This window comes from Arthrobacter sp. SO5, assembly GCF_020532805.1.
Lineage (GTDB): Bacteria > Actinomycetota > Actinomycetes > Actinomycetales > Micrococcaceae > Arthrobacter.
In genome coordinates this window covers 1-16,282 of sequence record NZ_MQTQ01000001.1, presented here as the reverse complement: position 1 = coordinate 16,282, position 16,282 = coordinate 1, and the positions used below count along the sequence as shown (strand labels likewise).

The following is a 16,282-nucleotide window of genomic DNA, read 5'->3' as shown; positions in this document are numbered from 1 at the left end:
CCGGCGTGTATCTCGAAAAACTCTCCCTCACGGATTTCCGCAGTTACGCCCAGGTTGACCTCAGCCTGGAGCCTGGTGTCACTGTCCTCGTTGGGGCCAACGGCATCGGGAAGACCAACCTGATGGAAGCGATCGGCTATCTGGCAAACCTCAGTTCCCACCGGGTCAGCTCCGATGCGCCGCTGTTGCGTTTTGGCACCGACCGGGCCCTGATCCGCGCCAAAATCGTCCGCGGCGAGCAGCCCACAGTGCTCGAACTCGAAATCAACAGCACCCGGGCCAACCGGGCGCGGATCAACCGCAGCAACCCTGTCCGGGCACGGGACATCCTCGGAATCTGCCAGACCGTGCTGTTTGCGCCGGAAGACTTGGCGTTGGTGAAAGGTGATCCATCCAGCCGCCGTCGTTTCCTTGACGAGCTCCTTGTCAGTCTTGTCCCGCGCCACGCCGGGACCCGCAGCGACTACGACCGGGTGCTGAAGCAGCGCAATGCGCTGCTCAAATCGGCCCGGGCCGGCAAATTCAGCTCCGGCCAAGAAGCGACGCTCGATGTCTGGGACCAGCACATGGCCCGGGCCGGCGCCGAACTTCTGCACGCCCGGCTTGACCTGGTGGAACGGCTGCAGCCGCACCTCAATGACGCTTACCGGCAGCTCACCGACGGATCCAAGGAAGCCGGCGCGATCTACCGGTCCACCCTGCAGGATGTGGTGGACGATGACGGCGGAGCGTTCGAGGCCGGCGACAAGGGGCAGGAGGATCTGCGTGCGCTTTCGGTTGACGAACTCACGGATCGCTACGTTAAGGCCTTTGCAGCGTCGCGCCGCAGGGAACTGGATCGCGGTATTTCCCTTGTCGGGCCGCACCGCGATGAACTCGAACTCGTCCTGGGCCCAGCCCCGGCTAAGGGCTATGCCTCGCACGGCGAAACCTGGTCCATGTGCCTGTCCCTGCGCCTTGCCTCGTACTACGTCATGCTTGCTGACGCCCGCACGGGCGGATCCGCGCCGATCCTGATCCTGGACGATGTTTTTGCCGAGCTCGATGTCCAGCGCCGGCGTAAACTGGCGGCAATAGTCGCCGGCGCCGAGCAGGTGCTGGTTACCGCCGCCGTCGAGGACGATATTCCGCTTGAACTGGCCGGCCGGCGGGTGAAGGTTATCCCGGGAGGAATCGATGAGCCGGACAATCGGTGAATAAGGATACCGACGGCGCCCTGCAGCCAGGCCGTGATCCCGACGATATCGACGCCGCGCAGTCGGCGCTGAACAGAATGCGCGAGGCCGCCGCTTCCCGCGGTGAAATCCGGCGCAAAGCACCGCCGCGCCCCGGGTCCGGTCCGCAGAAACCGGCCAGGAGTTCCGCGGGAACCCGGGGATTCGGCCAATTCCACGGCACCGGACGCGATCCGCTGGGACTCGGCAAAGTAGTTGGCCGCCTCGTTGCCGAGCGCGGCTGGAGCTCTCCCGTGGCCGTCGGTTCGGTCATGGCGGAGTGGGCAACCCTGGTGGGTCCGGAGATCTCCGCGCACTGCACGCCGGAAAGCTTCACCGATACCACTCTGCACGTCCGGTGCGATTCCACTGCCTGGGCCACGCAGCTGCGTCTGCTGAGCCTGAGCCTGTTGGACAAGTTCCGGACGGAACTGGGCGACGGCGTCGTGACCAAAATCCAGGTGCTTGGACCGGCAGCGCCAAGCTGGCGCAAGGGTGCGAGAACCGTGAACGGACGCGGTCCCCGGGACACCTACGGGTGAGGCCGGCAGGCACCTGGGCCCGCCGGACGTGAAGCACTCCTTGCAAAAGTATTGAAAAATCCGCAAACGGCGTGTAGGGCGCTCCGACCTCCGGGGGCCTTATGGGCACCCTAGGCAGGGACCCCTGGAGCCTTGCAGGGCGGGCCTACGGCCTCCCAGCGGCACTTTCCTTGCCCCTTTGAGGCCCAGGAATGCGGGATATGGCACTCCGACACGGTAGAATTGTGGCTAGATAACTGGGCGCCGGCGAAACGTTGACTGAGTCCGTTTCCGACGCAGTACCCGCGTGCGGCAGACGGATCCTTGAACTGAACAGCCGGGGTAATCAGTGACGTGCCTGTTGGCATAAGCCCCTCCCTTCGGGAGCGGGCGACGGCCGGCCTTCAACGAATACAGAGGAGTCGAAAGCGCCTGTGGCTAACGACAATGCAGATATCACCGACGTCGAACCCGAAGCGGAAGCTGTGGCGGCCGACACGCCCGAGGCCGTGACACCCCACGGCTACGGCGCGAGCGACATCACGGTACTTGAGGGCCTGGAAGCTGTCCGCAAGCGACCCGGCATGTACATCGGTTCCACCGGACCGCGCGGCTTGCACCACCTGGTGTACGAAGTGGTGGACAACTCCGTGGACGAGGCGCTGGCAGGCTACTGCACGCACATCGAAATCGTTCTGCAGGCCGATGGCGGCGTCAAGGTGGTCGACAACGGCCGCGGCATCCCGGTGGACATGCACCCCACCGAGCACAAGCCCACCGTGGAAGTCGTCATGACCATCCTGCACGCGGGCGGTAAATTCGGCGGCGGCGGCTACGCTGTTTCCGGCGGGCTGCACGGCGTGGGCATTTCCGTGGTCAATGCCCTCTCCAGCCGCGTCGATACCGAAGTCCGCCGGCAGGGCCACGTCTGGCGGATGTCCTTCGCCGACGGCGGTAAGCCCCAGGGCGGCCTGATTCAGGGCGAGGAAGCCGACGAGACCGGCACCACCCAGACGTTTTACCCTGACGCCACCATCTTCGAGAGCACCGAATTCGACTTCGAAACGCTGCGCGCCCGGTTCCAGCAGATGGCCTTCCTGAACAAGGGCCTGCGGATCACCCTGACCGATGAGCGACGCTCCCCGGAGGAGCCGTCGGAGGACGGCGACCTGGACCTGGACTCCGTCCCCACCGAAGGTGAAGTCCCGGCCGAGTTCCATACCGTGGTCTACCAGTACGACGACGGCCTGCTGGACTATGTGAAGCACCTGAACTCCGGCAAGAAGGTCGATGTGGTCCACGAGGACGTCATTGCGTTCGAAACTGAAGACAAGGAACGCCACATTGCCCTGGAGATGGCGATGCAGTGGACCAACGCATACTCCGAGAGTGTCCACACCTACGCCAACACGATCAATACCCATGAGGGCGGTACCCACGAAGAGGGGTTCCGCGCCGCGATGACATCACTCATCAACCGCTATGCGCGGGAGAAGAGCATCATCAAGGAAAAGGATGACAACCTCACCGGTGACGATATCCGCGAAGGCCTGACGGCCGTCATTTCGGTCAAGCTGGCCGAACCGCAGTTCGAGGGCCAAACCAAGACGAAGCTGGGCAACTCCGAGGTCAAGGGATTTGTCCAGCGCGTTGTCACGGATGGTCTTGGCGACTGGCTGGAACGCAATCCCGGTCCGGCCCGGGACGTGATCCGCAAGGCAATTTCCGCTGCCCAGGCGCGCATGGCCGCCCGCAAGGCCCGCGACAATGCCCGCCGCAAGAGCCCGCTGGAGTCCTTCGGCATGCCCGGCAAGCTCTCCGACTGCTCCTCGAAGGATCCGGCCAAGTGCGAGGTCTACCTCGTGGAGGGCGACTCCGCCGGCGGCTCCGCCAAACGCGGCCGAAACCCGGAAACCCAGGCCATCCTGCCGCTGCGCGGCAAGATCCTGAATGTGGAGCGGGCCCGGCTGGACAAGGCACTCGGCAACGCCGAGGTCCAGTCCATGATCACGGCGTTCGGCACGGGCATCGGCGAGGACTTCGACCTGAGCAAGCTGCGCTATCACAAGATCGTGCTGATGGCCGATGCCGACGTCGACGGCCAGCACATCACGACGCTGCTGATGACGCTGCTGTTCCGCTATATGCGCCCGCTGATCGAAAACGGCTACGTCTACCTGGCGCAGCCGCCGCTGTACCGGATTAAATGGTCCAACGCCCCGCACGACTACGTCTACAGCGACCGGGAACGCGATGCCAAGCTCGTTTCCGGCCAGGCCGCCGGACGCCGCATCCCCAAGGACAACGGCATCCAGCGCTACAAGGGCCTCGGCGAGATGGACTACACCGAACTGTGGGACACCACCATGGATCCGGATCACCGTACCCTGCTGCAGGTCACCATGGACGACGCCCTGGCAGCCGACCAGACCTTCTCGGTACTGATGGGCGAGGACGTCGAATCCCGCCGGAACTTCATTCAGCAGAACGCCAAGGACGTTCGGTTCCTGGATATCTAGCGGCGCCCCGCACCTAGATATTCCCGAACCGATATATACCTGAAACGGAAAATATAGACTATGAGTGACGAAACACCCGAGGTTCCGGCCGGCTCTGAGCCCGTACTCGAGGGCACTGTCCTGGCTACCGACGTGCTCACCGACCGTGTCGAGCAGGTGGACCTGCAGACGGAAATGCAGCGCTCCTACCTCGACTACGCCATGGCCGTGATTGTGGGCCGTGCCCTCCCCGACGTCCGTGACGGCCTGAAGCCGGTCCACCGCCGTGTGCTGTACGCGATGTTCGACGGCGGCTACCGTCCGGAGCGCTCCTTCAACAAGTGCGCCCGCGTGGTCGGCGAGGTCATGGGCCAGTACCATCCGCACGGCGACACCGCCATCTACGATGCGCTGGTCCGCCTGATCCAGGACTGGACCATGCGCTACCCGCTGGCGCTCGGCCAGGGCAACTTCGGTTCGCCCGGCAACGACGGCGCGGCCGCCCCGCGGTACACCGAAACCAAGATGGCTCCGCTGGCCATGGAAATGGTCCGGGACATTGACGAGGAAACCGTCGATTTCCAGGACAACTACGACGGCAAGAACCAGGAACCCACCATCCTGCCGGCACGGTTCCCGAACCTGCTGGTCAACGGTTCCTCGGGCATTGCCGTTGGCATGGCCACCAACATCCCGCCGCACAACCTCCGCGAGGTGGCAGACGGTGTGCAGTGGTACCTGGCCAATCCGACGGCCAGCCGCGAGGAGCTGCTCGAAGAACTGATCGTGCGCATTAAAGGCCCCGATTTCCCGACTGGTGCCACAATCCTGGGCCACAAGGGCATCGAGGACGCGTACCGCACGGGCCGGGGCTCCATCACCATGCGCGCCGTGGTCAACGTGGAGGAACTCCAGGGCCGGACCTGCCTCGTGGTCACCGAGTTGCCGTACCAGGCCAACCCGGACAACCTGGCGATCAAGATCGCCGAGCTGGTCAAGGACGGCAAGATCTCCGGCATCGCGGATCTCCGGGACGAGACTTCCGGCCGCACGGGCCAGCGCCTCGTGATTGTGCTCAAGCGTGACGCCGTGGCCAAGGTGGTGCTGAACAACCTGTACAAGCACACCCAGCTGCAGGATAATTTTGCGGCCAACATGCTGGCAATCGTTGACGGCGTCCCCCGCACGCTGAGCCTTGATGCGTTCATCCGCCACTGGGTCACGCACCAGATGGACGTCATCGCGCGCCGGACCCGCTACCGCCTGCGCAAGGCCGAGGAGGAAGCGCACATCCTGCGTGCCCTGCTCAAGGCGCTGGACATGCTGGATGAGGTCATTGCCCTGATCCGTGCCTCCAACACCACCGAGGCCGCCCGCGACGGCCTCATGCAGCTGCTGGATATCGATGAACTCCAGGCCCGCGCCATCCTGGACATGCAGCTGCGCCGGCTTGCTGCCCTGGAGCGGCAGAAGATCCAGGACCGCCACTCGGAACTGGAGGCCATGATCACCGAATTCAACGCGATCCTGGCCTCCGAGGAGCGCCAGCGCGGGATCATCAGCACCGAGCTGGGCGAGATCGTGGCCAAGCACGGCGATGACCGCCGGACCAAGATCCTGCTCGGCTTCGACGGAGACATGTCGATGGAGGACCTGATCCCCGAAGAGGAAATGGTTGTCACGATTACCCGCGGCGGCTACGTCAAGCGCACGCGCAGCGACAACTACCGGTCGCAGCAGCGCGGCGGCAAGGGTATCAAGGGCGCGCAGCTGCGCGGTGACGACGTCGTCGAGCACTTCTTCGTTACGACGACGCACCACTGGCTGCTGTTCTTCACCAACCTGGGCCGCGTCTACCGGGCCAAGGCGTACGAACTCGTCGAAGCGGGCCGTGACGCCAAGGGCCAGCACGTGGCGAACCTGCTGGCCTTCCAGCCCGACGAGCACATCGCCCAGGTGCTGGACCTGCGGGATTACCAGCACGCGCCATACCTCGTGCTGGCCACCAAGCGCGGCCTGGTGAAGAAAACCCGCCTGGAGGACTACGACACCAACCGCTCCGCCGGCGTGATCGCAATCAACCTGCGCGACGGCGACGAACTCGTCTCCGCCCAGCTGGCTTCGGAGACCGATGACCTCATGCTGGTCTCCCGCATGGGCCAGTCCATCCGTTTCACCGCTACCGACGAGGCCCTGCGCCCCATGGGACGGGCAACCTCCGGCGTCACCGGCATGAAGTTCCGTGAGGATGACGAACTGCTGACGGCCGACGTCGTGACGGACGGCTCGTTCGTCTTCATCGTCACCGAGGGAGGCTACGCGAAGCGGACGGCCGTGGAGGAATACCGCCTCCAGGGCCGCGGCGGACTCGGCATCAAGGTGGGCAAATACCAGGAGGAACGCGGCCACCTCGTCGGTGCCCTGATTGTCCAGGAAGAAGATGAAGTCCTGGTGGTCATGGAAGGCGGCAAAGTTGTGCGTTCCTCGGTGGCCGGTGTTCCGGCCAAGGGCCGCGACACCATGGGCGTCATCTTTGCCAAGCCGGACAAGAATGACCGCATCATCGAGGTCGCACGCAACAGCGAGCGTGGCCTGGAAACCGACGATGCGTCCGAAGGACAAGATACGGGCGACGATGCAGGCGACGATGCCCAAAGTCAGGCATCGGCCCCGGATGACGTAACGTTGGCTGAAGATACCGGATCACACGAGGGGTCCGCAGCGGCAGAATCAGCACCGGCCCCTGAGTCCGATGAATCATTGGGGCACGCCGAGCTGGACGAAGACAATACCGGAGGTAACGAGTGAGTAATTCCGACTCATATCCCACGCCGAACAGCGGCGTTCCCGGCGGAGCGCGGCAGCCTGCATCCGCCCCGCGGGTGGGCGCCCCGTCGAGTCCGCAGCAGCGACCCGCCGACTCTGCAGGAGTCGCCGGTCCAGGGCAGCGGCCGCCGGCACCCGGGCAGCGTCCCGTGCAGGGCCGTCCCGCGGAGCCGGGCCAGCGTCCGGCTGTTCCCGGTCAGCGTCCGGGACAGAACCGTCCGGGTCAGAACACTGCGGGTCAGAACCGTTCGGGTCAGAACACTGCGGGCCTGATCAAGCCTGCCCCCAAGGCCAAGGTGCGGCGTGCGCGGCTGCTGGTGAGCAAAGTGGAACCCTGGTCCGTCCTGAAGATGGCCTTCCTGCTCTCCGTGGCCCTGGGCATCGTGACCGTGGTGGCCGCGATTGTGCTCTGGACGGTCCTGGACCTGACAGGCATCTTCGATCAGGTGGACGGCCTGCTGGGAACGCTGGCGGGCTCCGAGGGCGGCGGCTTCGAGCTCAAGAAGGTCGCTTCTCTTGGTCAGGTGGCATCCTTCGCGGTGATCATCGCCGTGATCAATGTGGTGCTGCTGACGGCCCTGTCAATGCTCTCAGCCGTGCTGTACAACATCTCCGCGACGCTTGTGGGCGGCATCGGCGTCACGCTCACGGACGACTAAATCCCGTATTCTTCCCCGGTTTTCTTCGGGGAATTGCCTCGATTTGAGATCGGGCCGGGATGTACTGTACAGTCGTATCTCGGCCCGATGAGGCATCGGGGCGTATAGCTCAGGCGGTTAGAGCGCTTCGCTGATAACGAAGAGGTCCCAGGTTCAAGTCCTGGTACGCCCACGGAACCTGTGCAGGTTTCTGGTTGGAGTAGTGATGGTGCGGGTTTACCCGAACCGGAACGGGGTGCATGTGAAGAAGTTGCTGGTTCTTCTAGCCACGATCGCAGGCGTTTTGCTCTACCGGAAGGTGCAGGAGTCCGAAGCCCGGAAAGTAATCTGGAGCGAGTCGACCGACACGGTTGACTAGCCCGGAATCCCGGTGTGGAAGCTGGAAATCAGCTTCCCGAATCGGGGTATGATTGTCGGGTTGCTTCTTATGGGGGCATGGCGCAATTGGTAGCGCACCTGCTTTGCAAGCAGGGGGTTCGGGGTTCGAGTCCCCGTGCCTCCACCATAAGGGAAGGCCCCGGATCGCGGTAACGCGGTCCGGGGCCTTTTGCATGTCCGCCCCGGATCCCGGTGCTTTTGGGGCGGGCTCACACTGTGGACTTCCCCGCCGCACTACTGTTGGACCGTGAACTTCTTCCTTGCCGCCGTGGGAGTGCTTGGTGTGGCCTCATCCGGCCCGCTCATCGCCGCCACCCTGGGTGCCACGTCCGTGAGTGCCCTCGCCATCGCCTTCTGGCGCAACGCCATCGGGGCGGCGGTCATGGCCGGTCCTGTGCTGGCCCGGAACCCGAGGCAGTTCGGCCGGGTCACCGGCGGGGAGTTCCGGTGGTCGCTGGCGGCCGCCGTCGCGCTGGCACTGCACTTCGCCTGCTTCATCACGTCGCTGCAGCTGACGTCCGTCGCCGCAGCCACCGCTCTGGTATGCCTGCAATCGGGGTGGATCGCCCTGTTCCAGATGTTCCGGGGCGTCAGGCACCGCTGGCCGGTCCTGGTCGGGCTGGGCATCGCCTTCGGCGGCGTCGTGGCCATCACAGGGTTCGACCTTGGGACGTCGCCCCAGGCGCTCCTCGGCGACCTCCTCGCCGTAGCTGGCGGGGTATTGGCGGGCATCTACACCCTCGCCGGTGGCAAGGCCCGCCAGACCATGGGAACAGGCGTCTACACAACGCTCTGCTACGGTATGTGCGCTGCCGTTGTGGCGGTGCTGGCGCTGGTGGCCCAGCAGCCGCTGGGAGGGTTCGAAGCTGCCGGCTGGCTGGGCATCCTGGCTATCACCGTCTGCGCCCAGCTGATTGGCCACACAGCGTTCAACCATTTGCTGGCCACGATGAGTCCACTGCTGGTGTCCATGATCATCCTGCTCGAAATTCCTGGGGCAGCGCTGCTCGCGGCGGCGTTCCTGGCCGAGACGCTGCCGGCCGGAACCTACGCCGGGCTGGGGATGATCCTGGTGGGGCTCGCGGTGGTCGTCCTGGGACAAGGTAGTTCACTGGTGGCGAAACGAAATGCCAGCCGGCTCGCGGATATGGGAACCGATTAGGACTACTGGCCGCCGCGGCGGACGTTCTGGGCGGTGTTGACCGTGTGAATGGCACGCAGCAGCTTGGCCGGGAAGTAGACGGAGAAGAACACGACCATCGGGGCCTTCAGGGCCATCTTCTTGACGTTGTGGGCCTTGTACGTGCGGTCGAAGCGCGTCACGTAGTAGCGGTAGTCGCGGGGCGAGTCCTCGAGCCTCCGGGCGGACATGCCGGACACCATCTGCGGCCAGTACTGGATCCGGAGTTCATGGTCGGCAAGGTGCAGGGATAGATCGATGTCTTCATGCATCTCGTCCTTCTCATCCCGGCAGGTCTCGCCGCGGATGACCTCCCAGGCGGAGCGTCGGAGGGCCATGTTCGAGCCAAAGAGGAAGTGGTACTGGTGTTTAGCCAGCTTGAGCATCAGCTGCCGCATCTTGTCATCGGCCCTGAGGCCGAAGCGGCGCATCGGCATGTCGTAATAGACCACCGGTCCAGTGGCAGCATGAACCGCCTGATCAGCGAAGGCCTTCTGCACCTGCTCCACCCAATCCGGTTCGAGCACGGAATCAGCGTCGATCCGGCCGAGGATGTCGCCGGTGGCGTGGTCGAGTCCGAAGTTGCGGGTGGGAATCAGGCCCTGGTGTGCGTCCTGGCTGAGCAGGATGATCGGGCTCTCCGGGTACTCGAGCTGCATTTGACGCACGATCCCAGCGGTTCGGTCCTTGGAGAGGTTGTCCACGACGATGATTTCGTGGGCCGGAACGGACTGGTACACGGCGGCGATCAGGCACTGCCGAATGACGCTTTCCTCGTTATATGCCGGGATGACAATGGAAACAGCCGGCGGGGGCACAGCAAGGTGCGGGGAATCCTCGGAGGATCTATCGGGTGACATCCCCATCAATTTAGCACTTGCCCTGCAATCCAGGCCGCCGGGGGGCCCTTGGCCCCGCAAAAAAGGAGGGACCCCGCCACTGGCGGAGTCCCTCCCTCATCGACTGCGCGAACGCAGGCGACGGGCCGAGCTACTTTCCGTTGTTCTTGTCCGCTGCTGCCGCAATATTCCGCACGGCGGTCTTCGCATCCGTGGCAACCTTGGCGGCTGCGTCCTTAGCAACATCCGTAGTGTCCTCGACGGCGTCGGCTGCCGAATCGGCGGCGTCAGCGGAAGCTGCGGCGGCCGCGTCCGCGGAGGCAACCGCTGTGGAAGCGGCCGTTTCTGCCGTTTCCTTGGCGGAGTCCCGGACCTCGGTGACGGTGGTGGCCGGCACGGGCGCCGGGGTTACCGGCGTCGGGGTCTTCCACGGGTCCTCGATGGGCTTGGACGCCTTCCAGGCGGCAACGCCGGCAGCACTCGCTGCGGCGATGATGCCGAAGATCAGGAGTCCGCGGTGCTTCGGCTTTTGCGGCTTGGCAACGCCGGTGACGGCCTTGCTTGCCTCATTGGCTGCGACCTTGATCTGCTTGCCGGCGTTCTGTGCCTGGCCCTGGACGGTGTGCACAAAGCCGGAGTCAGCAAGCCGCTGGGCAACGGCGTCGACCTGGGCCGGCGCATTTTCCAGCGTGCGGTGCACGGCCTCGGACGCATGGCCGATCTGGCCCGAGAGCATAGGCAAGTAGTCGACGACGACGCGGTCACGTGCGCTGGCGATCACCGGGGTCGCCTTGTCCAGGGCTTCATGCAGCCGCGGGGTGGCGCCTTCGACGGCGTAGTGGATCTTCGGCGCCAGCTGGGCCAGGCCGTCCTGGATGCGGGGGGTGAGCGTAGCAACACCGTCCGCCAGGTTGGAGGCTGCCGATTTGAGTCCTTCCTGGACCCTGGGGGAAGCGCTATCCAAGCCCTGCTGCAGACGCGGAACTGCCCAGCCGACTGCTGCTTCCACCCGCGGGGCTGCCCAGTCCCTGGCGTTCTCTACTCCGGCGCTGACTGACTGCTCCAGCTCACGGGCAATACGATCCGTCTTCTTCACAACTACCTCCCGATTAATGTGACAGTTCTGGGGTTAGCCTACGTGGCCCAGACCTGACCGGCTATTCTTCAGCCCGAATTTGCGCCGATTTCACCCAGCGCGGAACTCGCTGGCCGCCCCTGTACGGATTGGCCTGACATGGAAGAATAGGGCCCATGACTGCCATCGCAACTGCAAAAGCAACCATCCACACGAGCCTGGGCGACGTCGTCGTCAACCTCTACGGCAACCACGCGCCCAAGACCGTCGAGAACTTCGTAGGCCTGGCCACGGGTGAGAAGGCCTGGACCCACCCGGAAACCGGGGAGGACAAAACCGGTACGCCGCTCTACGACGGCACCATCTTCCACCGCATCATCAAAGACTTCATGATCCAGGCCGGAGATCCCCTGGGCCGCGGCGTCGGCGGACCCGGCTACAAGTTCGACGACGAAATCCACCCGGAGCTGACCTTCAACGAGCCCTACAAGCTGGCCATGGCGAACGCCGGCATCCAGATGGGCCGCGGCACCAACGGCTCCCAGTTCTTCATCACCACCATTCCCACCGGCTGGCTGCAGGGCAAGCACAGCATCTTCGGTGAGGTTGCCGATGAGGACTCCAAAAAGGTCGTTGACGCGATCGAGGGTGTCCGCACCGGCGCGGGCGACCGTCCGGTCGAGGACGTCACCATCAACAGCATTGATGTAGAAAAGCTCTAAGCCCAGGCCATGAGCTACGGAATTCCGGCGGCTGAGCCGTCCGCGCAAATCCCCGTGTGCCCCCGGCACCCGGACCGGCCCGCCTACGTGCGCTGCCAGCGCTGCGGGCGCCCAGCGTGCCCCGACTGCCAGCGGGCGGCCGCCGTCGGATTCCAGTGCGTTGACTGTGTCAACGAAACAAAACGTACTACGCCGGACGTCAGGACCGTCTATGGCGGAGCCGTCGCTACCGGCAGACCGGTCGTGACGCTTACGATCATTGCCCTATGCGGCCTGCTCTACGTGCTGCAGTGGCTGGTCCCCAGCGACGGGATCTACGAGAACCTCGCGTTTGCCACCGTCTACGCCGACCCCTCCTACGGGGTATTCGAGCCCTGGCGCATGCTGACCTCGGCCTTCCTTCATTCCCAGGGCTTCATTCTGCATATTGTCCTGAACATGTACACCCTGTGGATCTTCGGCCAGGCGCTGGAGCCTTTGCTGGGGCGGATCCGTTTCCTGGCCGTGTACCTGCTATCCGCCGTTGGCGGCTCTGTGGGCTTCCTGCTCTTGACGCCGGCCTATGCCCCGGGCGTGCCAGTCACCGGCGTGGTGGGTGCCTCCGGTGCCATCTTCGGCCTTTTCGGCGCCATGCTGGTTGTGCAGCGGCACCGTGGCGGAGATACCCGGCAATTATGGGTCCTCATCGCCATCAACGGCGCCGTCGGTTTCATGGTCCCCCAGATCGCCTGGCAGGCCCACCTTGGCGGCCTGGTCACCGGTGCCCTCTGTGCCGCCGTCATTGCCTATACCCCGCGCGGCAGGAGCCAAGGCCTGATGCAGGCCGGTGGCCTCGTGCTCGTCCTCGCCCTGCTGGTCGCCGCAACCGCGTTCCGGATGGCCACCGCCTAACTGGCCCTGCTCTGCCCGGGCTCCCCAAACCCGATGAGAACGTTGTCCACAGAGGTTATCCACAGTGTTGGTAACTTACATGCCTGTAGTTCACCCCGTCGTCCGTGATCTGAGGGCCAGTGCTGGCGATTTTTCGCTGGAGCCTACAGCTTTCTCCACAATTGTGGATAATGGCGCTGGGTGGGCCTGTGGTTAAGTGGACAACTTCGGGTCCCGCGTGGCGATCGGGTGGGTTGGCTGGCTGCCGGTGCGGGGTCGGCCAGGGGCGCCGCCGGAAGGATCGGTCTGGCAACCCTGGGTCGTATCCGATTTCAACAGGGTTATTCACAGTGTTAATAACGTAGCGGCCACAGTCCCCGCCCGGCGGATACCGGGTTCACGTGCCCGGATGCTCGGGAAACAGCCGGGGCGTCGGAGTTTTCCCCAGCTGTGGATAACTTGTGGGTACCGCGCTGTTGTTAAGTGGATAACTTTGCGGTCCCAGGAGTTTCCGCAGCGGCAGCAGCGTGGCGGCTGAAACGGACCTCGGATTTGGAACAAGGATCGCGACGCAGACTTATCCACAGCCAATCCACAGTGTTAATAACCCACGCGCCGATGATTCGTTGATTAAGCCCGATGGCGTGGGCCGCTGCAAGGCCATGGCACGCCAGCTTGAGCCGGCTCCTGGTCGGAAGCGTCCGGGCTTTATCAACAATTGTGGATAACTTGTGCAGAGTTGTACACAGCAGGCGGACGTCAGTCCGTCCAGACCCCTGACGTGCCACGCCGGTGGCTGTCCAGCAAATGGGTGTCGACCATGCCGATGGCTTCCATCAAGGCGTACATGGTGGTGGGGCCCACAAAGGAGAATCCGCGCTTGCGCAGCGCTTTGGACAGCGCAAGGGACTCCGGGGACGTTGTGGGAATGTGCTCCAAAGCGGTCGGCTCCGGAGTAGCGGCTGGCTTGAACTGCCAGACGAAATCCACCAGACCGCCGTCCTGCCTCAGCGCGATCGTGGCCTGGGCGTTGGTGATGGCTGCCCTGATCTTAAGCCGGTTCCGGACAATTCCGGCATCCTGCAGCAGCCGCGCAACGTCCGCCTCGGTGAAGCCTGCGACAGTGTCAGGGTGGAAGTTGTGGAACGCAGCACGGAAGGCCGGCCGTTTGCGCAGGATGGTGGCCCAGGACAGTCCGGCCTGGAAAGCTTCAAGGCTGATGCGCTCGTAAAGGCCCTGCTCATCGCGGACGGGAAGGCCCCACTCGGTGTCGTAGTAAACCCGCAGCATGGGATCGGCCGAGGCCCAGGGCGGACGCGCCAGTCCGTCCTCGCCGATCACGGTTCCGTTGATGCCCGGGCTCATACTGACAATGTCCGTAGCGCCGGCGGTCAGCTCAGGAGCGCCAGCGGGTGGTCATCAGGAACCCCACGATGGCGATACCGAACCCGGCCATGATGTTCCCGGCCCCCCAGGCTTGCACTGGGAAGGCGCCTTCGCTGATGTAGAACGTGATGATCCATAGCAGGCCGATGATCATGAGGCCGAACATCACCGGCTTGAACCACACCGCGTTGGGCGTGTTCGCCGGCGCGGTTGAAGTCTGCGGCGTTGCGTTGTCAGTCCTCTTACGGGGCTTTGACACGGGCACGGGTCCTCCTAGGCGGGCTGGAACATGAGCGGTGCCGCGGCTTGATATCCTGCAAGAAGGTAAAACGCCGGCGGTCAGCACGCTCATGATCACGTGGGAATGCTTACTCGCAGCCAATTCTAGCTGTAGTTCAGGCCACACGCGTGTCCGCCGCGACCGTCGGAAGGGAGAGGCCAGGGTGCTGCAGCTGCAGGCGGGATCCGCCGCCGGAATCGTCCCCCGCACCGGTACTTTCTCCCGCATCCTCCAGGTTCTGGGGGAGCTGCTTGTCACGGTGGGAGTTGTACTCGTGCTCTTCATCGCCTGGCAGCTGTGGTGGACGAATGCGGCAGCCAATGCCACGCAGCGCGAGGTCGTCAACGACTTTGCCCACGCATTCAAGGACTCCGGAGCACCCGTGTCGCCTATCCGGCCGGACGCCGCCGACGACTATGGTCCCGCGACGGTCTCGCCGGAACCCGCCGCGGGCGGGTCCATCGGCATTGCCTATATCCCTCGGTTCGGGGCGGACTACTACCGGCCCATTGTGCAGGGAACCGCGCCGGCCGTTCTCGACTCCCTGGGTATCGGACACTACGAAGGCACCGCAATGCCCGGAGGCGCGGGAAATTTCGCGGTGGCCGGACACCGGCAGACGCACGGCGCAGTCCTGGATGCCATCGATTCCCTGGTTCCGGGCGACAGGATCTACGTCCAGACCCGGGACGGCTACTATGTCTACGTCTTCCGAAACAGCGAGATCGTACTTCCGGCGCGGACCGATGTGCTGCTTCCGGTGCCGTCGCGGCCGGCGGAAATTCCCACGGAAAGTTACCTCACGATGACCAGCTGCAACCCCCGCTTCGGATCAGGGGAGCGCTTCATCGCCTACTCGGTCCTGGCGCACTGGCAGCCTGCCTCGGCCGGTCCGCCGGCCGAAATCGCCGCCCAGGTCAAGCGCATCGCCGGGGAAGGCTGAGCGGTGTACGCCTGGATCTTCCGCCACCTGCCGGGCCCACCATGGCTTCGGACCGTTACCGCGCTGGTGCTTGCCGCCGGCGTGCTGGTATTGATGGTTCAGTTCCTTTTTCCCTGGATGGCACAATTCACCCAGTTCACTGATTCAACGATTGGTTCGGCAACGCACCCATGAGCACAACCAAAATCCTGGTGGTCGACAACTACGACAGCTTCGTCTATACCCTGGTGGGATACCTCCAGGAGCTCGGGGCGGAGACCACGGTTGTCCGGAACGACGACGTCACCCTCGCCGAGGCGATCGAACTGGCCGAAGCGCGCGACGGCGTCCTCATCTCCCCGGGACCCGGCAACCCCGCAGGGGCCGGGATCTGCATCGAGCTCATCAAATGGTGCGGCAGCCACGACAAACCGATGCTGGGGGTGTGCCTGGGGCACCAGGCGCTGGCCGAGGCCTACGGCGGAACGGTCACTCATGCGCCTGAACTCATGCACGGAAAGACCTCGCTCGTTGAACACCATGGCACCGGCGTGTTTGCCGGACTGCCCTCCCCGCTCACGGCGACCCGCTATCACTCCCTGGCCGCCGTCCGGGAGAGCATCCCGGAGGTCCTGGAGATTACCGCCGAGACGGGCACCGGCGTCGTCATGGGCCTCCAGCACCGCACGGCACCGCTGTGTGGAGTCCAGTTCCACCCTGAGTCCGTGCTGACCGAGGGCGGCTACCAGATGCTGGGCAACTGGCTCGAGTCCCTGGGCATGGCCGGCGCCGCCCTGCGGGCCTCGGAACTGAGCCCGCTAATCAAGCACTGACAGTCCGCGCCCGCGTACTACTTTTTGCCTGTCGGCGTGGGGGTCGGTGTCGGTGTGGGGGTCGGTGTCGGGCTAGGCG

At 64.4% G+C, this 16,282-nt stretch carries 16 protein-coding genes and 2 tRNA genes; 14 read left to right on the top strand and 4 right to left on the bottom strand.

All coding sequences use genetic code 11. The features are described 5' to 3' along the window. The first annotated feature begins 5 nt into the window (after positions 1-5). From recF to BJG92_RS00050, 9 genes are all read left to right on the top strand, one after another. Positions 6-1,196: a DNA replication/repair protein RecF gene (recF, locus tag BJG92_RS00090; protein WP_231961594.1), complete on the top strand. Its 1,191-nt coding sequence runs from the start codon at positions 6-8 to the stop codon at positions 1,194-1,196. Beyond that, on the top strand, positions 1,193-1,756 hold the full coding sequence (locus BJG92_RS00085) for a DUF721 domain-containing protein (RefSeq protein ID WP_231961593.1): 564 nt from the start codon (positions 1,193-1,195) through the stop codon (positions 1,754-1,756). The genes recF and BJG92_RS00085 overlap by 4 nt, the downstream gene beginning before the upstream one ends. A 413-nt stretch (positions 1,757-2,169) precedes the next feature. Next, positions 2,170-4,254 carry a DNA topoisomerase (ATP-hydrolyzing) subunit B gene (gene gyrB / locus BJG92_RS00080; protein WP_308011597.1) on the top strand — a complete coding sequence of 695 codons (2,085 nt, stop codon included), beginning with the start codon at positions 2,170-2,172 and terminating at the stop codon, positions 4,252-4,254. A 60-nt stretch (positions 4,255-4,314) separates the two neighbouring features. Next, positions 4,315-7,041, top strand: coding sequence for a DNA gyrase subunit A (gyrA, locus tag BJG92_RS00075; RefSeq protein WP_231961592.1), 2,727 nt, complete (start codon positions 4,315-4,317; stop codon positions 7,039-7,041). Continuing rightward, positions 7,038-7,718, top strand: coding sequence for a DUF3566 domain-containing protein (locus BJG92_RS00070; RefSeq protein ID WP_231961591.1), 681 nt, complete (start codon positions 7,038-7,040; stop codon positions 7,716-7,718). The genes gyrA and BJG92_RS00070 overlap by 4 nt, the downstream gene beginning before the upstream one ends. 98 nt (positions 7,719-7,816) lie before the next feature. Then, positions 7,817-7,890 (top strand) — tRNA-Ile (locus BJG92_RS00065). A 33-nt stretch (positions 7,891-7,923) separates the two neighbouring features. Continuing rightward, positions 7,924-8,076, top strand: coding sequence for a DLW-39 family protein (locus BJG92_RS00060; protein WP_231961590.1), 153 nt, complete (start codon positions 7,924-7,926; stop codon positions 8,074-8,076). A gap of 71 nt (positions 8,077-8,147) precedes the next feature. Beyond that, a tRNA-Ala gene (locus BJG92_RS00055) sits at positions 8,148-8,223 on the top strand. Between the two features lie 120 nt (positions 8,224-8,343). Next, the gene (locus BJG92_RS00050; RefSeq protein ID WP_231961589.1) at positions 8,344-9,258 is read left to right on the top strand and encodes a DMT family transporter; all 915 of its coding nucleotides are present in this window, start codon (positions 8,344-8,346) and stop codon (positions 9,256-9,258) included. A 2-nt stretch (positions 9,259-9,260) separates the two neighbouring features. On the opposite strand, the gene BJG92_RS00045 is transcribed toward BJG92_RS00050, so the two are convergent. After that, the gene (locus tag BJG92_RS00045) at positions 9,261-10,136 is read right to left on the bottom strand and encodes a glycosyltransferase family 2 protein (protein WP_231961588.1); all 876 of its coding nucleotides are present in this window, start codon (positions 10,134-10,136) and stop codon (positions 9,261-9,263) included. 130 nt (positions 10,137-10,266) lie between these two features. Next, entirely contained in the window at positions 10,267-11,211 is a 945-nt protein-coding gene (locus tag BJG92_RS00040) for a hypothetical protein (protein WP_231961587.1), read from the bottom strand. Positions 11,212-11,366: 155 nt separating this feature from the next. On the opposite strand from BJG92_RS00040, the gene BJG92_RS00035 reads away from it, so the two are divergent. Next, positions 11,367-11,912 carry a peptidylprolyl isomerase gene (locus BJG92_RS00035; protein WP_231961586.1) on the top strand — a complete coding sequence of 182 codons (546 nt, stop codon included), beginning with the start codon at positions 11,367-11,369 and terminating at the stop codon, positions 11,910-11,912. A gap of 9 nt (positions 11,913-11,921) precedes the next feature. Beyond that, the gene (locus BJG92_RS00030) at positions 11,922-12,803 is read left to right on the top strand and encodes a rhomboid family intramembrane serine protease (RefSeq protein WP_231961585.1); all 882 of its coding nucleotides are present in this window, start codon (positions 11,922-11,924) and stop codon (positions 12,801-12,803) included. A 738-nt stretch (positions 12,804-13,541) separates the two neighbouring features. Here the strand turns inward: BJG92_RS00030 and BJG92_RS00025 are convergent. Beyond that, positions 13,542-14,147 (bottom strand): DNA-3-methyladenine glycosylase I, encoded by a 606-nt coding sequence (locus BJG92_RS00025; protein WP_231961584.1) that lies wholly within the window; start codon positions 14,145-14,147, stop codon positions 13,542-13,544. A 31-nt stretch (positions 14,148-14,178) separates the two neighbouring features. Beyond that, positions 14,179-14,433, bottom strand: coding sequence for a cell division protein CrgA (locus tag BJG92_RS00020; protein ID WP_231961583.1), 255 nt, complete (start codon positions 14,431-14,433; stop codon positions 14,179-14,181). Positions 14,434-14,611: 178 nt separating this feature from the next. Here BJG92_RS00020 and BJG92_RS00015 point away from each other — a divergent pair, with 178 nt between their 5' ends. Genes BJG92_RS00015 through BJG92_RS00005 form a run of 3 tightly spaced genes read left to right on the top strand, consistent with a single transcriptional unit; the run spans position 14,612 to position 16,203 of the window. Continuing rightward, positions 14,612-15,391, top strand: a complete 780-nt coding sequence (locus BJG92_RS00015; RefSeq protein WP_374199742.1) for a class E sortase — start codon at positions 14,612-14,614, stop codon at positions 15,389-15,391. Between the two features lie 3 nt (positions 15,392-15,394). Further along, the gene (locus BJG92_RS00010; RefSeq protein ID WP_231961582.1) at positions 15,395-15,565 is read left to right on the top strand and encodes a hypothetical protein; all 171 of its coding nucleotides are present in this window, start codon (positions 15,395-15,397) and stop codon (positions 15,563-15,565) included. After that, on the top strand, positions 15,562-16,203 hold the full coding sequence (locus tag BJG92_RS00005) for an aminodeoxychorismate/anthranilate synthase component II (RefSeq protein WP_231961581.1): 642 nt from the start codon (positions 15,562-15,564) through the stop codon (positions 16,201-16,203). The genes BJG92_RS00010 and BJG92_RS00005 overlap by 4 nt, the downstream gene beginning before the upstream one ends. The last annotated feature ends 79 nt before the right edge of the window (positions 16,204-16,282 follow it).

Coding starts and splice junctions, on each gene's coding strand:
- gyrA (WP_231961592.1), top strand. CDS start 4,315: ATGAGTGACGAAACACCCGAGGTTCCGGCCGGCTCTGAGCCCGTACTC.
- BJG92_RS00060 (WP_231961590.1), top strand. CDS start 7,924: ATGGTGCGGGTTTACCCGAACCGGAACGGGGTGCATGTGAAGAAGTTG.
- BJG92_RS00025 (WP_231961584.1), bottom strand. CDS start 14,147: ATGAGCCCGGGCATCAACGGAACCGTGATCGGCGAGGACGGACTGGCG.
- BJG92_RS00035 (WP_231961586.1), top strand. CDS start 11,367: ATGACTGCCATCGCAACTGCAAAAGCAACCATCCACACGAGCCTGGGC.
- BJG92_RS00030 (WP_231961585.1), top strand. CDS start 11,922: ATGAGCTACGGAATTCCGGCGGCTGAGCCGTCCGCGCAAATCCCCGTG.
- BJG92_RS00005 (WP_231961581.1), top strand. CDS start 15,562: ATGAGCACAACCAAAATCCTGGTGGTCGACAACTACGACAGCTTCGTC.
- BJG92_RS00045 (WP_231961588.1), bottom strand. CDS start 10,136: ATGTCACCCGATAGATCCTCCGAGGATTCCCCGCACCTTGCTGTGCCC.